At 59.6% G+C, this 14,243-nt stretch carries 14 protein-coding genes; 11 read left to right on the forward strand and 3 right to left on the reverse strand.

From position 1 onward, the window contains the following. Together PF1751_RS00265 and PF1751_RS00270 are read left to right on the forward strand one after the other, a co-directional pair. Complete coding sequence (locus PF1751_RS00265) at window positions 1-1,785, forward strand: GMC family oxidoreductase (protein WP_010207781.1); 1,785 nt, start codon at window positions 1-3, stop codon at window positions 1,783-1,785. A 12-nt stretch (window positions 1,786-1,797) separates the two neighbouring features. Next, window positions 1,798-3,060 carry a cytochrome c gene (locus PF1751_RS00270; RefSeq protein ID WP_044286402.1) on the forward strand — a complete coding sequence of 421 codons (1,263 nt, stop codon included), beginning with the start codon at window positions 1,798-1,800 and terminating at the stop codon, window positions 3,058-3,060. Window positions 3,061-3,137: 77 nt separating this feature from the next. Here PF1751_RS00270 and PF1751_RS00275 read toward each other — a convergent pair whose 3' ends face one another. Next, complete coding sequence (locus tag PF1751_RS00275; protein ID WP_021491408.1) at window positions 3,138-3,395, reverse strand: hypothetical protein; 258 nt, start codon at window positions 3,393-3,395, stop codon at window positions 3,138-3,140. A gap of 223 nt (window positions 3,396-3,618) precedes the next feature. Here PF1751_RS00275 and PF1751_RS00280 point away from each other — a divergent pair, with 223 nt between their 5' ends. From PF1751_RS00280 to PF1751_RS00290, 3 genes are all read left to right on the forward strand, one after another. Continuing rightward, a complete protein-coding gene (locus PF1751_RS00280) occupies window positions 3,619-4,677 on the forward strand; it encodes a PA0069 family radical SAM protein (protein WP_010207791.1) in 1,059 nt (352 codons plus the stop codon). Between the two features lie 227 nt (window positions 4,678-4,904). After that, window positions 4,905-5,636 (forward strand): carbonic anhydrase, encoded by a 732-nt coding sequence (locus tag PF1751_RS00285; RefSeq protein WP_010207792.1) that lies wholly within the window; start codon window positions 4,905-4,907, stop codon window positions 5,634-5,636. A gap of 85 nt (window positions 5,637-5,721) precedes the next feature. Then, window positions 5,722-7,269: a SulP family inorganic anion transporter gene (locus PF1751_RS00290; RefSeq protein WP_010207793.1), complete on the forward strand. Its 1,548-nt coding sequence runs from the start codon at window positions 5,722-5,724 to the stop codon at window positions 7,267-7,269. A gap of 131 nt (window positions 7,270-7,400) precedes the next feature. Here the strand turns inward: PF1751_RS00290 and PF1751_RS00295 are convergent, their stop codons facing one another. Further along, window positions 7,401-8,048: a hypothetical protein gene (locus PF1751_RS00295; protein WP_010207795.1), complete on the reverse strand. Its 648-nt coding sequence runs from the start codon at window positions 8,046-8,048 to the stop codon at window positions 7,401-7,403. 367 nt (window positions 8,049-8,415) lie between these two features. On the opposite strand from PF1751_RS00295, the gene coxB reads away from it, so the two are divergent. Genes coxB through PF1751_RS00315 form a run of 4 tightly spaced genes read left to right on the forward strand, consistent with a single transcriptional unit; the run spans window position 8,416 to window position 12,684 of the window. Further along, entirely contained in the window at window positions 8,416-9,543 is a 1,128-nt protein-coding gene (gene coxB, locus PF1751_RS00300; RefSeq protein ID WP_010207796.1) for a cytochrome c oxidase subunit II, read from the forward strand. A gap of 58 nt (window positions 9,544-9,601) precedes the next feature. Then, entirely contained in the window at window positions 9,602-11,188 is a 1,587-nt protein-coding gene (ctaD, locus tag PF1751_RS00305) for a cytochrome c oxidase subunit I (RefSeq protein ID WP_010207801.1), read from the forward strand. A 21-nt stretch (window positions 11,189-11,209) separates the two neighbouring features. Beyond that, window positions 11,210-11,761 (forward strand): cytochrome c oxidase assembly protein, encoded by a 552-nt coding sequence (locus PF1751_RS00310; RefSeq protein ID WP_010207802.1) that lies wholly within the window; start codon window positions 11,210-11,212, stop codon window positions 11,759-11,761. Between the two features lie 35 nt (window positions 11,762-11,796). Beyond that, a complete protein-coding gene (locus PF1751_RS00315) occupies window positions 11,797-12,684 on the forward strand; it encodes a cytochrome c oxidase subunit 3 (protein WP_010207803.1) in 888 nt (295 codons plus the stop codon). Between the two features lie 6 nt (window positions 12,685-12,690). Here PF1751_RS00315 and PF1751_RS00320 read toward each other — a convergent pair whose 3' ends face one another. Beyond that, on the reverse strand, window positions 12,691-12,894 hold the full coding sequence (locus PF1751_RS00320; protein ID WP_010207805.1) for a twin transmembrane helix small protein: 204 nt from the start codon (window positions 12,892-12,894) through the stop codon (window positions 12,691-12,693). A 28-nt stretch (window positions 12,895-12,922) separates the two neighbouring features. On the opposite strand from PF1751_RS00320, the gene PF1751_RS00325 reads away from it, so the two are divergent. Together PF1751_RS00325 and PF1751_RS00330 are read left to right on the forward strand one after the other, a co-directional pair. After that, the gene (locus PF1751_RS00325; protein WP_029529042.1) at window positions 12,923-13,687 is read left to right on the forward strand and encodes an SURF1 family protein; all 765 of its coding nucleotides are present in this window, start codon (window positions 12,923-12,925) and stop codon (window positions 13,685-13,687) included. Beyond that, window positions 13,653-14,237 carry a hypothetical protein gene (locus PF1751_RS00330; protein WP_021491405.1) on the forward strand — a complete coding sequence of 195 codons (585 nt, stop codon included), beginning with the start codon at window positions 13,653-13,655 and terminating at the stop codon, window positions 14,235-14,237. Before PF1751_RS00325 ends, PF1751_RS00330 begins: the two co-directional genes overlap by 35 nt. Window positions 14,238-14,243: the final 6 nt, after the last annotated feature.

Below are 14,243 nucleotides of genomic sequence, written 5' to 3' on the forward strand. Positions count from 1 at the left end.
GTGGCGACCATTATGAAGAAAGTGGATGCAGTGATCGTAGGCTTCGGCTGGACCGGCGCGATCATGGCCAAGGAGCTGACAGAAGCAGGCCTCAACGTGGTAGCGCTGGAGCGCGGTCCTATGCAGGACACTTACCCCGACGGCAACTATCCCCAGGTCATCGACGAATTGACCTACAGCGTGCGTAAAAAACTCTTCCAGGACATCTCCAAGGAGACAGTGACCATTCGCCATAGCGTGAATGACGTTGCCCTGCCCAACCGTCAGCTGGGCGCATTTCTGCCGGGCAATGGTGTGGGCGGAGCGGGCCTGCACTGGTCCGGCGTGCATTTCCGTGTCGACCCGATCGAGTTGCGCATGCGCAGCCACTATGAAGAACGCTACGGCAAACACTTCATTCCCAAGGACATGACCATCCAGGACTTCGGCGTGAGCTACGAAGAGCTGGAGCCGTTTTTCGACTACGCGGAAAAAGTCTTCGGCACCTCTGGACAGGCTTGGACCGTAAAAGGGCAATTGGTAGGCGAAGGCCGTGGCGGTAACCCGTATGCGCCGGATCGCTCCAACCCTTTCCCGCTGGAGTCGCAGAAAAACACCGTCTCCGCACAACTGTTTCAGAAAGCGGCTGCCGAGGTGGGTTACAAACCCTACAACCTGCCCTCAGCCAACACTTCGGGGCCTTACACCAATCCCTATGGCGCCCAGATGGGGCCGTGCAATTTTTGTGGTTTTTGCAGCGGCTACGTCTGCTACATGTATTCCAAGGCATCGCCGAACGTGAACATCCTGCCGGCGTTGCGCCAGGTGCCGAACTTTGAACTGCGGCCCAATTCCCACGTGCTCAAGGTCAACCTCGACAGCACCAAGAGCAAGGCCACTGGCGTGACTTACATCGACGCCCAGGGCCGGGAATGCGAGCAACCAGCGGAGTTGGTGATCCTCGGCGCATTCCAGTTCCACAATGTGCGCTTGATGCTGCTCTCCGGTATCGGCAAGCCCTACGACCCGATCACCAACGAGGGCGTGGTGGGCAGAAACTTCGCCTACCAGAACATGGCCACCATCAAGGCGTTCTTCGACAAGGACACCCACACCAACAACTTCATCGGCGCCGGCGGCAATGGCGTGGCCATCGATGATTTCAACGCCGACAACTTCGACCACGGGCCTCATGGCTTTGTGGGCGGTTCGCCGATGTGGGTCAACCAGGCCGGCAGTCGACCGATTGCCGGTACGTCCAACCCGCCGGGCACCCCGGCGTGGGGCAGCGCCTGGAAGCGCGCCACCGCCGATTACTACACCCACCAGGTGTCGATGGATGCCCACGGTGCCCATCAATCCTACCGGGGTAACTACCTGGATCTGGACCCGGTGTACCGCGATGCCTACGGCCAGCCGTTGCTGCGGATGACGTTCGATTGGCAGGAAAACGACATCAAGATGAACCGCTTCATGGTCGAGAAAATGGGCAAGGTCGCTGAAGCGATGAACCCCAAGGCAATTGCCGTGCTCGGCAAAAAAGTCGGCGAACACTTCAACACGGCGTCGTACCAGACCACCCACCTCAACGGTGGCGCAATCATGGGCACCGACCCGAAAACCAGTGCATTGAATCGCTACCTGCAGTGCTGGGATGTGCACAACGTGTTTGTCCCAGGTGCATCCGCTTTCCCACAAGGCTTGGGCTACAACCCTACAGGCCTGGTGGCGGCGTTGACCTACTGGTCGGCGCGGGCGATCCGCGAGCAGTACCTGAAAAACCCCGGCCCACTGGTTCAGGCATAAGGAGCGATGACCATGAAAGCACTTGTTATCGCGACCTTCGCGTTTTTCAGCAGTTGCTCTGTCAGCGCCGCTGAAACTGACTTGATCAAGCAAGGTGAATACCTGGCCCGCGCGGGTGACTGCGTGGCCTGCCACACCGCCAAGGGCGGAAAACCGTTTGCCGGTGGCCTGCCAATGGAAACCCCCATTGGCGTGATCTATTCCACCAACATCACCCCGGACAAGAGCGGCCTGGGCGACTACAGCTTCGAAGACTTCGACAAGGCTGTGCGCCATGGCGTCGCCAAGAGCGGTAGTACGCTCTACCCGGCGATGCCCTACCCGTCTTACGCACGTGTCAGCGACAGCGATATGCAGGCGTTGTACGCGTACTTCATGAAGGGGGTGGAACCCGTCGCTCAAGAGAACAAGGACAGTGACATTCCGTGGCCCTTGAGCATGCGCTGGCCGTTGGCGGCATGGCGCTGGATGTTTGCGCCTGCCGTCGAGGAGCATCAGGCGCAAGCCGTCGTCGACCCGGTGATCAGCCGGGGTGCCTACCTGGTGGAGGGCCTTGGCCATTGCGGTGCGTGCCATACGCCACGGGCGTTGACCATGCAGGAAAAAGCCCTGAGTGCCACTGACGGCAACGCCTTCCTGGCCGGCAGCGCGCCGCTCGAAGGCTGGATCGCGAAAAGCCTGCGTGGCGATCACAAGGACGGCCTCGGTAGCTGGAGCGAGGAGCAACTGGTGCAGTTCCTCAAGACCGGCCGCAGTGACCGCAGCGCAGTGTTTGGTGGCATGAGCGACGTTGTCGTCCACAGCATGCAGTACATGTCGGAAAATGACCTGACGGCTATCGCCCGTTACCTCAAAAGTTTACCGGCGGTGGACCCCAAGGACTCACCGCACACGTATGACAAGCAAGTGGCCGAGGCCTTGTGGAAAGGCGACGACAGCCAGCGGGGCGCCTCGGTGTATATCGACAACTGCGCGGCCTGCCACCGTACCGACGGCCATGGCTACACACGGGTGTTCCCAGCGCTGGCGGGCAACCCGGTGTTGCAGACGGCGGATGCCACATCATTGATCAATATCGTGTTGAACGGTGGTACCTTGCCGGCCACTCACACGGCACCGTCCACGTTCACCATGCCGGCATTCGCTTGGCGCCTGTCGGATCAGGAAGTGGCTGATGTTGTCAGTTTTGTCCGGGGCAGCTGGGGTAATACAGGTGGCGCAATCAGTGCTGCTCAAGTTGCAGACATACGTAAAAAATCGGGCGATAAGAATTAACTAAAGTTAGAGTGGGAAGCCCAACTTATAGGTTATTGATATAAGTTGGGCGGCTGTAGTTAGTCGGTGTAATTAGTTTAATTCCGAGTTTTCTGGCAGGTCATTGCAAACGCGTTGGCCATGGTCAGAAAAATTGCCTTGTCCTCGTCGTCAAAGTCGCCGTCATTGTCCAGGTCCGTTGGCGATGATGTGGTGTCGTAGTGGCCGTCTTTCCTGGATGAAGAGGCGTACATGGCGTACGAAAGAACCCCATTGTTAAAACGTTCGAGCAACACTTCAGGGCTGTTATCTTTTTCAAAATCTTCACACGTTAAGCGCAGTTCGTCCTGAGACATATAGAGGTCCTTCTGGTTGGTTACTAAGTTGAGACTGGATCATAGTTGCAGAACAAAAGTTTAATCCACGACTCAAGTGTGGCGATTTATGTCGTGAAAGTTCGTATGTAATACGGTGCGTTTTCAGCTGTCAGGAGATGGCCTCGAAACTTCCCGCTCGACGGTGCTGGCGCGAAATGCCAGGTTCAAATACTGTATGTGGATACAGTATAGAGGTATGCCCATGAGTTCTCTCCTGCCGCCCCGTGGCCGAGGCACGGCCACCAACCTGCATAACCGCTTTGCGCCTACGGTGAGCGTGGCCGAGGACGATGGTTGGTTTCAGGAAGTGCCACCGACCCAGGGCACTGAAGTGCGTATCGAGACGGCCAAGAGCATCATCACCCGCAACAACTCGCCGGACCTGCCGTTTGATCGTTCGATCAACCCCTACCGTGGCTGCGAGCATGGCTGCATCTACTGCTATGCGCGGCCCAGCCATGCTTATTGGGACATGTCACCGGGGTTGGATTTCGAAACCAAACTGATCGCCAAGACCAACGCCGCCGATGTGTTGGAGCAGCAACTGTCGAAGCCGGGTTATGTGTGCGCGCCGATCAATCTGGGGTCCAATACCGACCCGTACCAGCCGATCGAGCGCGAGTACAAGATCACCCGGCAAATCCTGGAAGTGCTGCTGCGCTATCGCCACCCGGTGACCATTATCACCAAGGGATCGCTGATTTTGCGCGATCTGGACCTGCTCACTGAGTTGGCGCGCCAGCGGCTGGTGGCCGTGATGATCAGCCTCACCAGCCTGGACGACGAACTCAAGCGCATCCTGGAGCCACGCACGGCGGCGCCCAAGGCACGGTTGCGGGCGATTCGGGTGATGCGTGAGGCGGGGGTTCCGGTGGGCGTGTTGTGTTCGCCCATGATCCCGATGATCAACGACAGTGAATTGGAGAGTCTGCTGACCGAGGCCCATGCCGCTGGCGCGCAAAGTGCCGCGTACATGATGCTGCGCCTGCCGCTGGAGGTGGCACCGCTGTTCGAGGAGTGGCTGGCGGCGCATTACCCGCAGCGCGCGACCCATGTGATGAGCCTGGTGCGCCAGGTGCGTGGTGGTGAAGTGTATGACAGCCGCTTCGGCGTGCGCATGCGGGGTGAAGGGCCGTTTGCCGATTTGCTGGCTCAACGCTTCAGTAAAGCGATCAAGCGTCTTGGTCTTGATCGGCGGGAAGGTTTTAATCTGGATTGCACGGCCTTTTGCCCTCCGGGCAGACAGATGGCTTTGTTGTAAACTGAAGAGGTGAAACGCGAAACTCCTGTAGGAATGGTCGCGTTTTGATATCACTGAAACCCGCGATCTAGAGCGGTTCATTCAGTTTGAGTTAAGTTTCGACGGTTACCTTGTTCAGCGAGTGACTGATGAGTCGGCGCTCTGGCCTCTGGCGTATTACAACTTTTCCATTGGCTAAGCGTCGAACTGACCTGAAAACTCCCCTGCATTAATCAAGAGGATGAATCATGAGTGACAAGGATAAACAGCCGTTGGCTGCGTCGGCTTCTGCCTCTTCGGTGGCTGAAACCGCCGATGCAGCGCTAAAGCATATCGTTGACGGCTTTTTGCATTTCCATCACGACGTCTTCCCCCAGCAGGAAGAGCTCTTCAAAAAACTTGCCACGGCTCAGAGCCCACGGGCGATGTTCATTACCTGTGCCGACTCGCGCATCGTGCCCGAGCTGATCACCCAAAGTTCGCCTGGCGACCTGTTCGTGACGCGTAACGTCGGCAACGTGGTGCCGCCTTACGGCCAGATGAACGGCGGTGTGTCCACGGCCATCGAGTACGCGGTACTGGCTTTGGGCGTGCAGCACATCATCGTCTGCGGGCACTCCGATTGCGGCGCCATGCGCGCGGTACTCAACCCCGACAGCCTGGAGAAGATGCCGACGGTCAAAGCCTGGTTGCGGCATGCCGAGGTCGCCAAGACCATGGTCCATGACAATTGCGACTGCGCCAACGAAGGCGAGAGCATGAAGGTGCTGACCGAAGAAAACGTCATCGCCCAGCTGCAACATTTGCGCACCCACCCCTCCGTGGCTTCGCGCATGGCCAACGGTCATTTATTTATTCATGGTTGGATCTACAACATCGAGACCAGTGAAATCCGGGCCTACGATGCGGACCAGTCTGCGTTCCGCCCATTGAGCGGCGACGGGCCGATTCCTTCCGCGACGCCTAAAGCGCGCTTCTAAAACACTTCCCTGCCGGGTAAAGCGGTGGCTGCCATGGACGCAGCCAGGCTTTGCCGCGCCCGGTAAATGCCTCGGGAGAGTCATCATGCGTGCTGCTCAATTGAAAGCTGTACTGCCACGGGAGCTGCTCGCCTCTGTGGTTGTGTTTCTGGTCGCCCTGCCGCTGTGCATGGGGATCGCGATTGCCTCAGGCATGCCCCCGGCCAAGGGCTTGATCACCGGAATCATCGGTGGCCTGGTGGTGGGTTGGTTGGCAGGCTCGCCGCTGCAGGTCAGTGGCCCGGCGGCGGGCCTGGCGGTGTTGGTGTTCGAGCTGGTGCGCCAGCACGGCATGCTGATGCTCGGGCCGATCCTGTTGTTGGCGGGTTTCCTGCAACTGGTGGCCGGGCGTTTGCGCCTGGGCTGCTGGTTCCGCGTCACGGCGCCGGCGGTGGTGTACGGTATGCTGGCGGGGATTGGCGTGTTGATTGTGTTATCCCAGATTCACGTGATGCTCGACGGCGCGCCCAAGCCTTCTGGGCTGGATAACCTGACGGGGTTCCCAGCGGCGTTGGCCGAGGCGATTCCTATCCTGGGCGGCGGCCTGGGTTGGCAGGCGGGATTGCTCGGTTTGTCGACGATGCTGGTGATGTACGCCTGGGACAAATTACGCCCGCAACGCCTGCGCTTTGTGCCGGGTGCCTTGTTGGGTGTAGGCCTGACCACGGTGGTCAGCCTGGTGCTGGCGTTGCAGGTCAAACGCGTGGAAGTCCCGGAAAACCTCGCCGACGCTATCGACTGGCTGCGTCCCAGCGACCTGCTCAACCTCGCTGACCCCCAGTTGCTGATTGCCGCCTTCGCCGTGGCGTTTATCGCGAGCGCCGAAACCCTGCTCTCCGCCGCGGCGGTCGACCGCATGCACAGTGGTCAGCGTTCTGATTTCGATAAGGAGTTGTCCGCCCAGGGTGTCGGTAACATGCTCTGTGGTCTGCTTGGTGCCTTGCCGATGACTGGAGTGATCGTGCGCAGCTCGGCCAACGTGCAGGCCGGTGCGACCACGCGTTTGTCGGCGATGTTCCACGGGCTGTGGCTGCTGGCGTTCGTGCTGTTGCTGTCGAGTGTGCTGCAAAGCATCCCGGTGGCGAGCCTGGCGGGTGTGTTGGTGTACACCGGGATCAAGCTGGTGGACATCAAGGCGTTCAAGGCACTGGGGCGCTATGGGCGGATGCCGATGTTTACCTACGCAGCCACGGCGTTGGCGATCATCTTTACCGACCTGCTGACCGGCGTACTGGTGGGCTTTGGGTTGACGTTGGTCAAGCTGGCGTTCAAGGCTTCGCGGCTCAAGGTCAGCTTGATCGACTTGCCCCAGGAAGGAGAGATGGAGCTGCGTCTGACGGGGGCGGCGACCTTCCTGAAGGTGCCGGCGTTGACCCAGGTGCTCTCGACGGTACCTGCGGGCAGCACCGTGCACGTGCCGTTGAGCAACTTGAGTTACATCGACCATTCCTGCCTGGAGCTACTGGAAGAATGGGGGCGGGCCAATGCGGCCAAGGGCTCGACGCTGGTGATCGAAGCGCGCGGGTTGAAGCGCCGGTTGGAAGGTCGGGTGCGGACGACGACGGGGATAGGTTCGGCGCCGTCTGTGAGCTGACGAAACCGGATCAAAAATGTGGGAGCGGGCTTGCTCGCGAATGCAGGGTGTCAGTCACCGGAAATGTTGACTGAGTCACCGCATTCGCGAGCAAGCCCGCTCCCACGTGGGTTTTGTATTAGATCGAAGATCTAGGCGGGCTGATCCAACGCCAACTCAACCCCCAACTGCCGCGACAGGCACGGCCAGCGTTTCCACGCGGCTTCTGTGTCCGGGCTCTTCAGCTGTTCGCGATAGGCTTCGACCGACTCCAGCGCAAAGCTGTCTTCGTTGAGCATTTCATCCACGGCGTGGTGTACCGCTTTATCCAACTGGTTGGCGAAGGCTTCGCCGATCAGTTGGTGGGCGATGACATTAGCGACAGTCGTGTCGGCCGGAATCAATGGCTGGCCAAAATGCTTGATATAGAGATCGTTCACCTCTTCCACCAATCGATGCGCCAGGTAGGCCTCGTCCAGCAGGCCGTCGAGCCCTTCGTGGCCGGCGAGGATGGCGGGCGGTTGCAGGAAGAAATGCTCGGCGATCTTCAGCACCGGCTTGATCTGGCTTTCGATACCCGCTTCGCGGGCCACGTCGTTGGCGGCGTCGAGTAAATCGGGGACGAGATCGATGTAGGCGGTGACAAAGCGGGTCATGACAATGTGGCGATCACCGTCAGCCAGGGAGATGGCCGAATGCAGGTGCGGCAATTGTTTTTCCAGTTGCTGGGCAAGCTGGCCTGTGCTGGCTTCGTGTTGATGGGCACGGGAAATCTGCTCGCGCAATGCGGCGGTGTTCATGAAAGCTCCAGTGATGCAGGTGTAGGAAAAGGGAGAGGATAAGGTAGCTCGTTTATACGAGCGTCTAAGACGCATTTGTCATAATTATTTCATGGTTATGCGCCCCCGTTATATCGAATTGCCATCGTTCGTCGGATAAACGATTCCGCTCCCGGTTTTATTGGCTATTTCCGGTCATTTCTACTCATTTGCCCCTACGCATTGCAGGGTTGCAGAGCGTGTCTATACTCGGGTTTGTACGCGATTAGCTGATGACGCCAGACTGCATAAGCAGGCAAGGCCAGGCGGTTGTAAGCAGTATGGAAGCCGCTCCCTTCGACGCAGGTGCAAACCGGCGGGATAACAAGAACGATAAGGGGAACCCGCAATGATGCGACATCCACACGTTTGGATGGGCCTCCTGTTGTGGTCGGTATTCGGCCAGGCACATGCCGCCTGGACAACGAATATGGCGCCAGGGGCGACAGAAGTCAGTCACGCTGTGTTCGACCTGCACATGACCATTTTCTGGATCTGTGTGGTGATCGGCATCATCGTGTTTGGCGCGATGTTCTGGTCGATGATCCTTCATCGCCGGTCCACGGGCCAGGTCGCGGCCAAGTTCCACGAGAGCACCACCGTGGAAATCCTCTGGACCGTCGTGCCCTTGTTGATCCTGATCGCGATGGCCATTCCTGCGACCAAGACCTTGATCAATATCTACGACAGCAGTGAGTCGGATATCGATATCCAGGTCACCGGCTACCAGTGGAAGTGGCATTACAAATACCTGGGCCAGGACGTGGAGTTCTTCAGCAACCTGGCCACGCCCGCCGAGCAGATCCACAACCAGGCGACCAAAGGTGAACACTACCTGCTGGAAGTCGACCAGCCCCTGGTATTGCCAGTGGGCGCCAAGGTGCGCTTTCTGGTGACGGCCGCCGACGTGATCCACTCCTGGTGGGTGCCGGCCTTTGCGGTCAAGCGCGACGCCATTCCCGGTTTCGTCAATGAGGCCTGGACCCGCGTTGAGAAACCCGGCATCTACCGTGGCCAGTGCGCCGAACTGTGCGGCAAGGACCACGGTTTCATGCCCATTGTGGTCGAGGTCAAGTCCAAGGCCGATTACGAGACCTGGCTTGGCGAGCGCAAGGCAGAGGCCGCCAAGCTCAAGGAGCTGACCTCTAAAGAGTGGACGTTGGAAGAGTTGGTGGCCCGTGGCGACAAGGTCTACCACACCACCTGCGTGGCCTGTCACCAGGCCGAAGGCCAGGGCCTGCCGCCGATGTTCCCGGCGCTCAAGGGCTCGAAGATCGCCACCGGCCCCGCAGCTGATCACCTGAGCATTGTCTACCACGGCAAGCCCGGCACCGCGATGGCGGCCTTTGGCAAACAGCTCTCGGAAGTGGATATCGCTGCCGTAGTGACCTACGAGCGCAATGCCTGGGGCAACAACAAAGGCGACATGGTCACGCCTAAAGACGTGCTGGCCATCAAGCAGGCGGAAAGCAAATGACTTACCTCAAGGCGTCTACCTCGACCCGCCCCGCCCACTCGCTTGCAGGAGAACGGCCATGAGCGCTGTGATCGATGACCATGGTCACGCCGACCATGCCCACGGCCCCGCCAAGGGGTTGATGCGCTGGGTGCTGACCACCAACCACAAAGACATCGGCACCCTGTACCTGTGGTTCGCTTTTGCCATGTTCCTGCTCGGCGGCTCATTTGCCATGGTGATCCGGGCCGAGTTGTTCCAGCCAGGCCTGCAGATTGTGCAGCCGGCGTTCTTCAACCAGATGACCACCATGCACGGGCTGATCATGGTGTTCGGCGCGGTGATGCCAGCGTTTGTAGGCCTGGCCAATTGGATGATCCCGTTGATGATCGGCGCGCCCGACATGGCCCTGCCGCGCATGAACAACTTCAGCTTCTGGCTGTTACCGGCGGCGTTCCTGCTGTTGGTCTCAACGCTGTTCACGCCGGGCGGTGGGCCGAACTTCGGCTGGACCTTCTACGCCCCGCTCTCGACCACCTATGCGCCGGAAAGCGTGACGTTCTTCATCTTCGCGATCCACCTGATGGGCATCAGCTCGATCATGGGCGCGATCAATGTGGTCGCCACCATTCTCAACCTGCGCGCCCCCGGCATGACGTTGATGAAAATGCCGCTGTTTGTCTGGACCTGGCTGATCACCGCATTCCTGCTGATTGCGGTCATGCCGGTGCTGGCCGGTTGCGTGACCATGATGCTGATGGATATCCACTTCGGCACCAGCTTCTTCAGTGCCGCTGGCGGCGGTGACCCGGTGCTGTTCCAGCACGTGTTCTGGTTCTTCGGCCATCCCGAGGTGTACATCATGATCCTGCCGGCCTTTGGCGCCGTCAGCTCGATCATCCCGACCTTCTCGCGCAAGCCGCTGTTCGGCTACACCTCGATGGTCTACGCCACGGCGAGTATCGCGTTCCTCTCGTTCATCGTGTGGGCGCACCACATGTTTGTGGTGGGCATCCCGCTGGTGGGCGAGCTGTTCTTCATGTACGCCACGTTGCTGATCGCCGTGCCCACGGGGGTGAAGGTGTTCAACTGGGTCAGCACCATGTGGCAAGGCTCGCTGACCTTCGAGACGCCGATGCTGTTTGCCGTGGCCTTTGTGATCCTGTTCACCATCGGTGGGTTCTCCGGGCTGATGCTGGCGATTGCTCCGGCGGACTTCCAGTACCACGACACCTATTTCGTGGTGGCGCATTTCCATTACGTACTGGTGCCCGGTGCGATCTTCGGCATCTTCGCTTCGGCCTACTACTGGCTGCCGAAATGGACTGGCCACATGTACGACGAAACCCTGGGCAAGCTGCACTTCTGGCTGTCTTTCGTGGGCATGAACATGGCGTTTTTCCCGATGCACTTCGTCGGGCTGGCGGGTATGCCGCGGCGGGTGCCGGACTACAACCTGCAGTTCGCCGACTTCAACATGGTCTCGTCGGTCGGCGCGTTCATGTTCGGCGCCACGCAGATCTTCTTCCTGTTCATTGTGATCAAGTGCATCCGTGGCGGTACGCCCGCGCCGGCCAAGCCTTGGGATGGCGCTGAAGGCCTGGAGTGGAGCATCCCTTCGCCTGCGCCGTACCACACGTTCACCACGCCACCGGAGGTCAAATGAACAGGACGATGGGAGGCTGCCATGGCTGAGTCCTTGCCCACCAAGCGCCTGGTCACGCGGCTGCTGATCCTGGTGGTGGCGATGTTCGCCTTCGGCTTTGCACTGGTGCCGATCTACGACGTGATGTGCAAGGCATTCGGCATCAACGGCAAGACGGCCGGGCAGTACGAGGGCGAGCAGATCGTCGATTCCTCGCGCCAGGTGCGAGTGCAGTTTTTGTCCACCAACGCCATCGACATGGTCTGGGATTTTTATGCCAAGGCTGACGAGGTAGTCGTTAACCCGGGCGCGGTGACCGAGATGCTGTTCGTGGCGCACAACCCTACCGATAAGCCAATGACTGCCCAGGCCGTCCCCAGTATTTCCCCGGCCGAAGCGGCGATGTACTTCCACAAGACCGAGTGCTTTTGCTTCACCCAGCAAGTGCTGCAACCGGGCCAACGCATCGAGATGCCGGTGCGTTTTATCGTCGACCGCGACATGCCCAAGGATGTGAAGCATCTGACCCTGGCGTACACGCTGTTCGACATCACTGCGCGCCAACCGCCGGTGGCTGTCCACAGCGGCGGCTAGCTACTGTTTGCCCCCTCAATCAGGAGAGCGAATACATGTCGTCTCATGATACGTACTACGTACCAGCACAAAGCAAATGGCCAATAATTGCCACGTTTGGCCTGTTGATCACGGTGTACGGGTTGGGTCTGTGGTTCAACGACCTCAAGGCCGCGCGCGCGGAATCCCACGGCCCGTGGATCTTTTTCGTCGGCGGGCTGTTGCTGGCTTACATGCTGTTCGGCTGGTTCGGCGCGGTGATCAAGGAAAGCCGTGCCGGTTTGTACAGTTCGCAGATGGACCGCTCGTTCCGCTGGGGCATGACCTGGTTCATCTTTTCCGAGGTGATGTTCTTTATCGCATTCTTCGGTGCGCTTTTTTATGTACGGCACATGTCCGGTCCGTGGCTGGGTGGCGAGGGCCACAAGGGCATTGCGCACATGCTGTGGCCGAACTTCGAATTTGCCTGGCCGTTGCTGAACAACCCCGATCCGAAGATGTACCCGGCACCGGAAGGCACCATCAGCCCCTGGGGCCTGCCGCTGGTGAACACCATCCTGCTGGTGAGCTCCAGCGTGACCATCACCATTGCCCACCATGCGCTGCGCAAAGGTCATCGCGGCGCGCTGAAAATTTGGTTGGCGATCACCGTGCTGTTGGGCCTGGCATTCCTCGGGTTCCAGGCTGAGGAATACATCCACGCCTACAAAGAGCTGGGCCTGACCCTGGGCTCCGGCGTGTACGGTGCGACGTTCTTCATGCTCACCGGCTTCCACGGCGCCCACGTCACCATTGGCACCGTTATTTTGTTCGTGATGCTGATGCGCATCCTCAAGGGGCATTTCAATGCCGAGCACCAGTTCGGTTTCGAGGCGGCCAGTTGGTATTGGCACTTTGTGGATGTGGTGTGGATCGGGCTGTTTTTCTTCGTCTATGTGCTGTGAGGCGCCCTACCACGGCGCATGAGAAACCAGTTGGCCGCTGAAAAAGCCCCAGGCGATCAGCGCCACGGTGATCACGGCCAGCACGACACGCACGGTCAAGGCAGTGACGAGGCGGTTGGAGTTGCCCTCGTCCTTGGCCAGGAAGAACAAGCCACTGAACAGGCTCACAACGGTCGCGATCAGCATCAGGGCAATAGCGGCTTTGAGCATGGTCTGGCTCCAATGGGATGGGCGGGCAATGAAAACAAGTATAGCCAGCGCCATAAAATGCTTTCGTCCAGGCGTCGCACCCACTGTGGTGGTGTTGGTGCTGCTGCCGTTGATGGTGGGTCTGGGGTTTTGGCAGCTGTCTCGCGGCCATGAAAAGCAGTTGCTGGTGGACAGTTATGCCGACCGGCGCGCGGCTGACCCGATCAGCAGCGCGCAGCTCAACGACAAGGCTGACCCCGCCTTTCGCCGCGTGCGGTTGCGCGGTCAATTCGACGCTGAGCACAGCGTGTTTCTCGACAATCGCCTGCGCGACGGCAAAGCCGGCGTAGAGCTGTTGCAACCCTTCCACGACCAGGCCAGCGGCCTGTGGCTGTTGCTCAATCGCGGTTGGCTGCCCTGGCCGGATCGGCGCACGCCGCCCATCTTCACCACGCCGGATCAGCCTGTGAATCTTGACGCCTGGGTGTACATCGCGCCTGGCGAAACCTTCCAGTTGCGCGCGGACCCCACGACCGCGCAATGGCCGCGTCTGCTGACGGCCTTGCACCCTGCCGCGCTCTGGTCCGAGCTGGGCCGCAACGGATTCGCCTACGAACTGCGGGCCGAAGCCGGCCCCGGCACCTACGAAACCACCTGGCCAATCGTCGCCATGGGCCCGGAAAAACACGTGGCGTATGCCGTGCAGTGGTTCGCCATGTCGCTGGCGTTGCTGGCGCTTTATCTCTACCTCGGATTGCACAACAAAAAGGAGAAGCCCCATGGGAGCGGCCACCAATCCACTCAACATGTCTGAAACGCCCGATCGGCGCAAAGGCCGTTGGCAGTTGATCCTGATTCTGATGATGGTGATCGGCCCGATGGCGCTGGCCACCTTCATGTACAAGCTGCAGTTTTGGGTACCGCAGAGCCGCAGCTACCACGGAGAGATGATCGGTAATGGCCAGACCCGCGCTGATATAGGCGTACAGGCCGATGAGCAGCGCTGGCAACTGCTGGTGACCGCGCCCACCGCCTGTGCAGCCGATTGCCAGCAGTTGGTGTACCTCGCACGCCAACTGCAAATCAGCCTGGGCCGTGATGCCTCCCGTGCCAGCCATGCCCTGGCCAGTGCGCAACCGGTGAGCGCGGAGTACGAGGCCAAGCTGAAAGTGGAATATCCGCAGTTGCAACGCTACTCGCTGGACTTGTCGACCTTCACCAAGCACGCCGCCGCGCCGGGTGACGCGCAGCTGTGGATTGTCGATCCCCACGGCAACCTGGTGCTGCGCTATGACGCCAAGGTCAAGGGCAAGGACTTGCTCAACGACCTGCGCCTTCTGCTGAAACTGTCGAACATCGGATAAGGGCAT

The organism is Pseudomonas simiae (assembly GCF_000934565.1).
GTDB classification, from domain to species: Bacteria; Pseudomonadota; Gammaproteobacteria; order Pseudomonadales; family Pseudomonadaceae; genus Aquipseudomonas; species Aquipseudomonas simiae.

Coding starts and splice junctions, on each gene's coding strand:
- PF1751_RS00270 (WP_044286402.1), top strand. CDS start 1,798: ATGAAAGCACTTGTTATCGCGACCTTCGCGTTTTTCAGCAGTTGCTCT.
- PF1751_RS00275 (WP_021491408.1), bottom strand. CDS start 3,395: ATGTCTCAGGACGAACTGCGCTTAACGTGTGAAGATTTTGAAAAAGAT.
- PF1751_RS00280 (WP_010207791.1), top strand. CDS start 3,619: ATGAGTTCTCTCCTGCCGCCCCGTGGCCGAGGCACGGCCACCAACCTG.
- PF1751_RS00285 (WP_010207792.1), top strand. CDS start 4,905: ATGAGTGACAAGGATAAACAGCCGTTGGCTGCGTCGGCTTCTGCCTCT.
- PF1751_RS00290 (WP_010207793.1), top strand. CDS start 5,722: ATGCGTGCTGCTCAATTGAAAGCTGTACTGCCACGGGAGCTGCTCGCC.
- PF1751_RS00295 (WP_010207795.1), bottom strand. CDS start 8,048: ATGAACACCGCCGCATTGCGCGAGCAGATTTCCCGTGCCCATCAACAC.
- coxB (WP_010207796.1), top strand. CDS start 8,416: ATGATGCGACATCCACACGTTTGGATGGGCCTCCTGTTGTGGTCGGTA.
- ctaD (WP_010207801.1), top strand. CDS start 9,602: ATGAGCGCTGTGATCGATGACCATGGTCACGCCGACCATGCCCACGGC.
- PF1751_RS00310 (WP_010207802.1), top strand. CDS start 11,210: ATGGCTGAGTCCTTGCCCACCAAGCGCCTGGTCACGCGGCTGCTGATC.
- PF1751_RS00315 (WP_010207803.1), top strand. CDS start 11,797: ATGTCGTCTCATGATACGTACTACGTACCAGCACAAAGCAAATGGCCA.
- PF1751_RS00320 (WP_010207805.1), bottom strand. CDS start 12,894: ATGCTCAAAGCCGCTATTGCCCTGATGCTGATCGCGACCGTTGTGAGC.
- PF1751_RS00325 (WP_029529042.1), top strand. CDS start 12,923: ATGAAAACAAGTATAGCCAGCGCCATAAAATGCTTTCGTCCAGGCGTC.
- PF1751_RS00330 (WP_021491405.1), top strand. CDS start 13,653: ATGGGAGCGGCCACCAATCCACTCAACATGTCTGAAACGCCCGATCGG.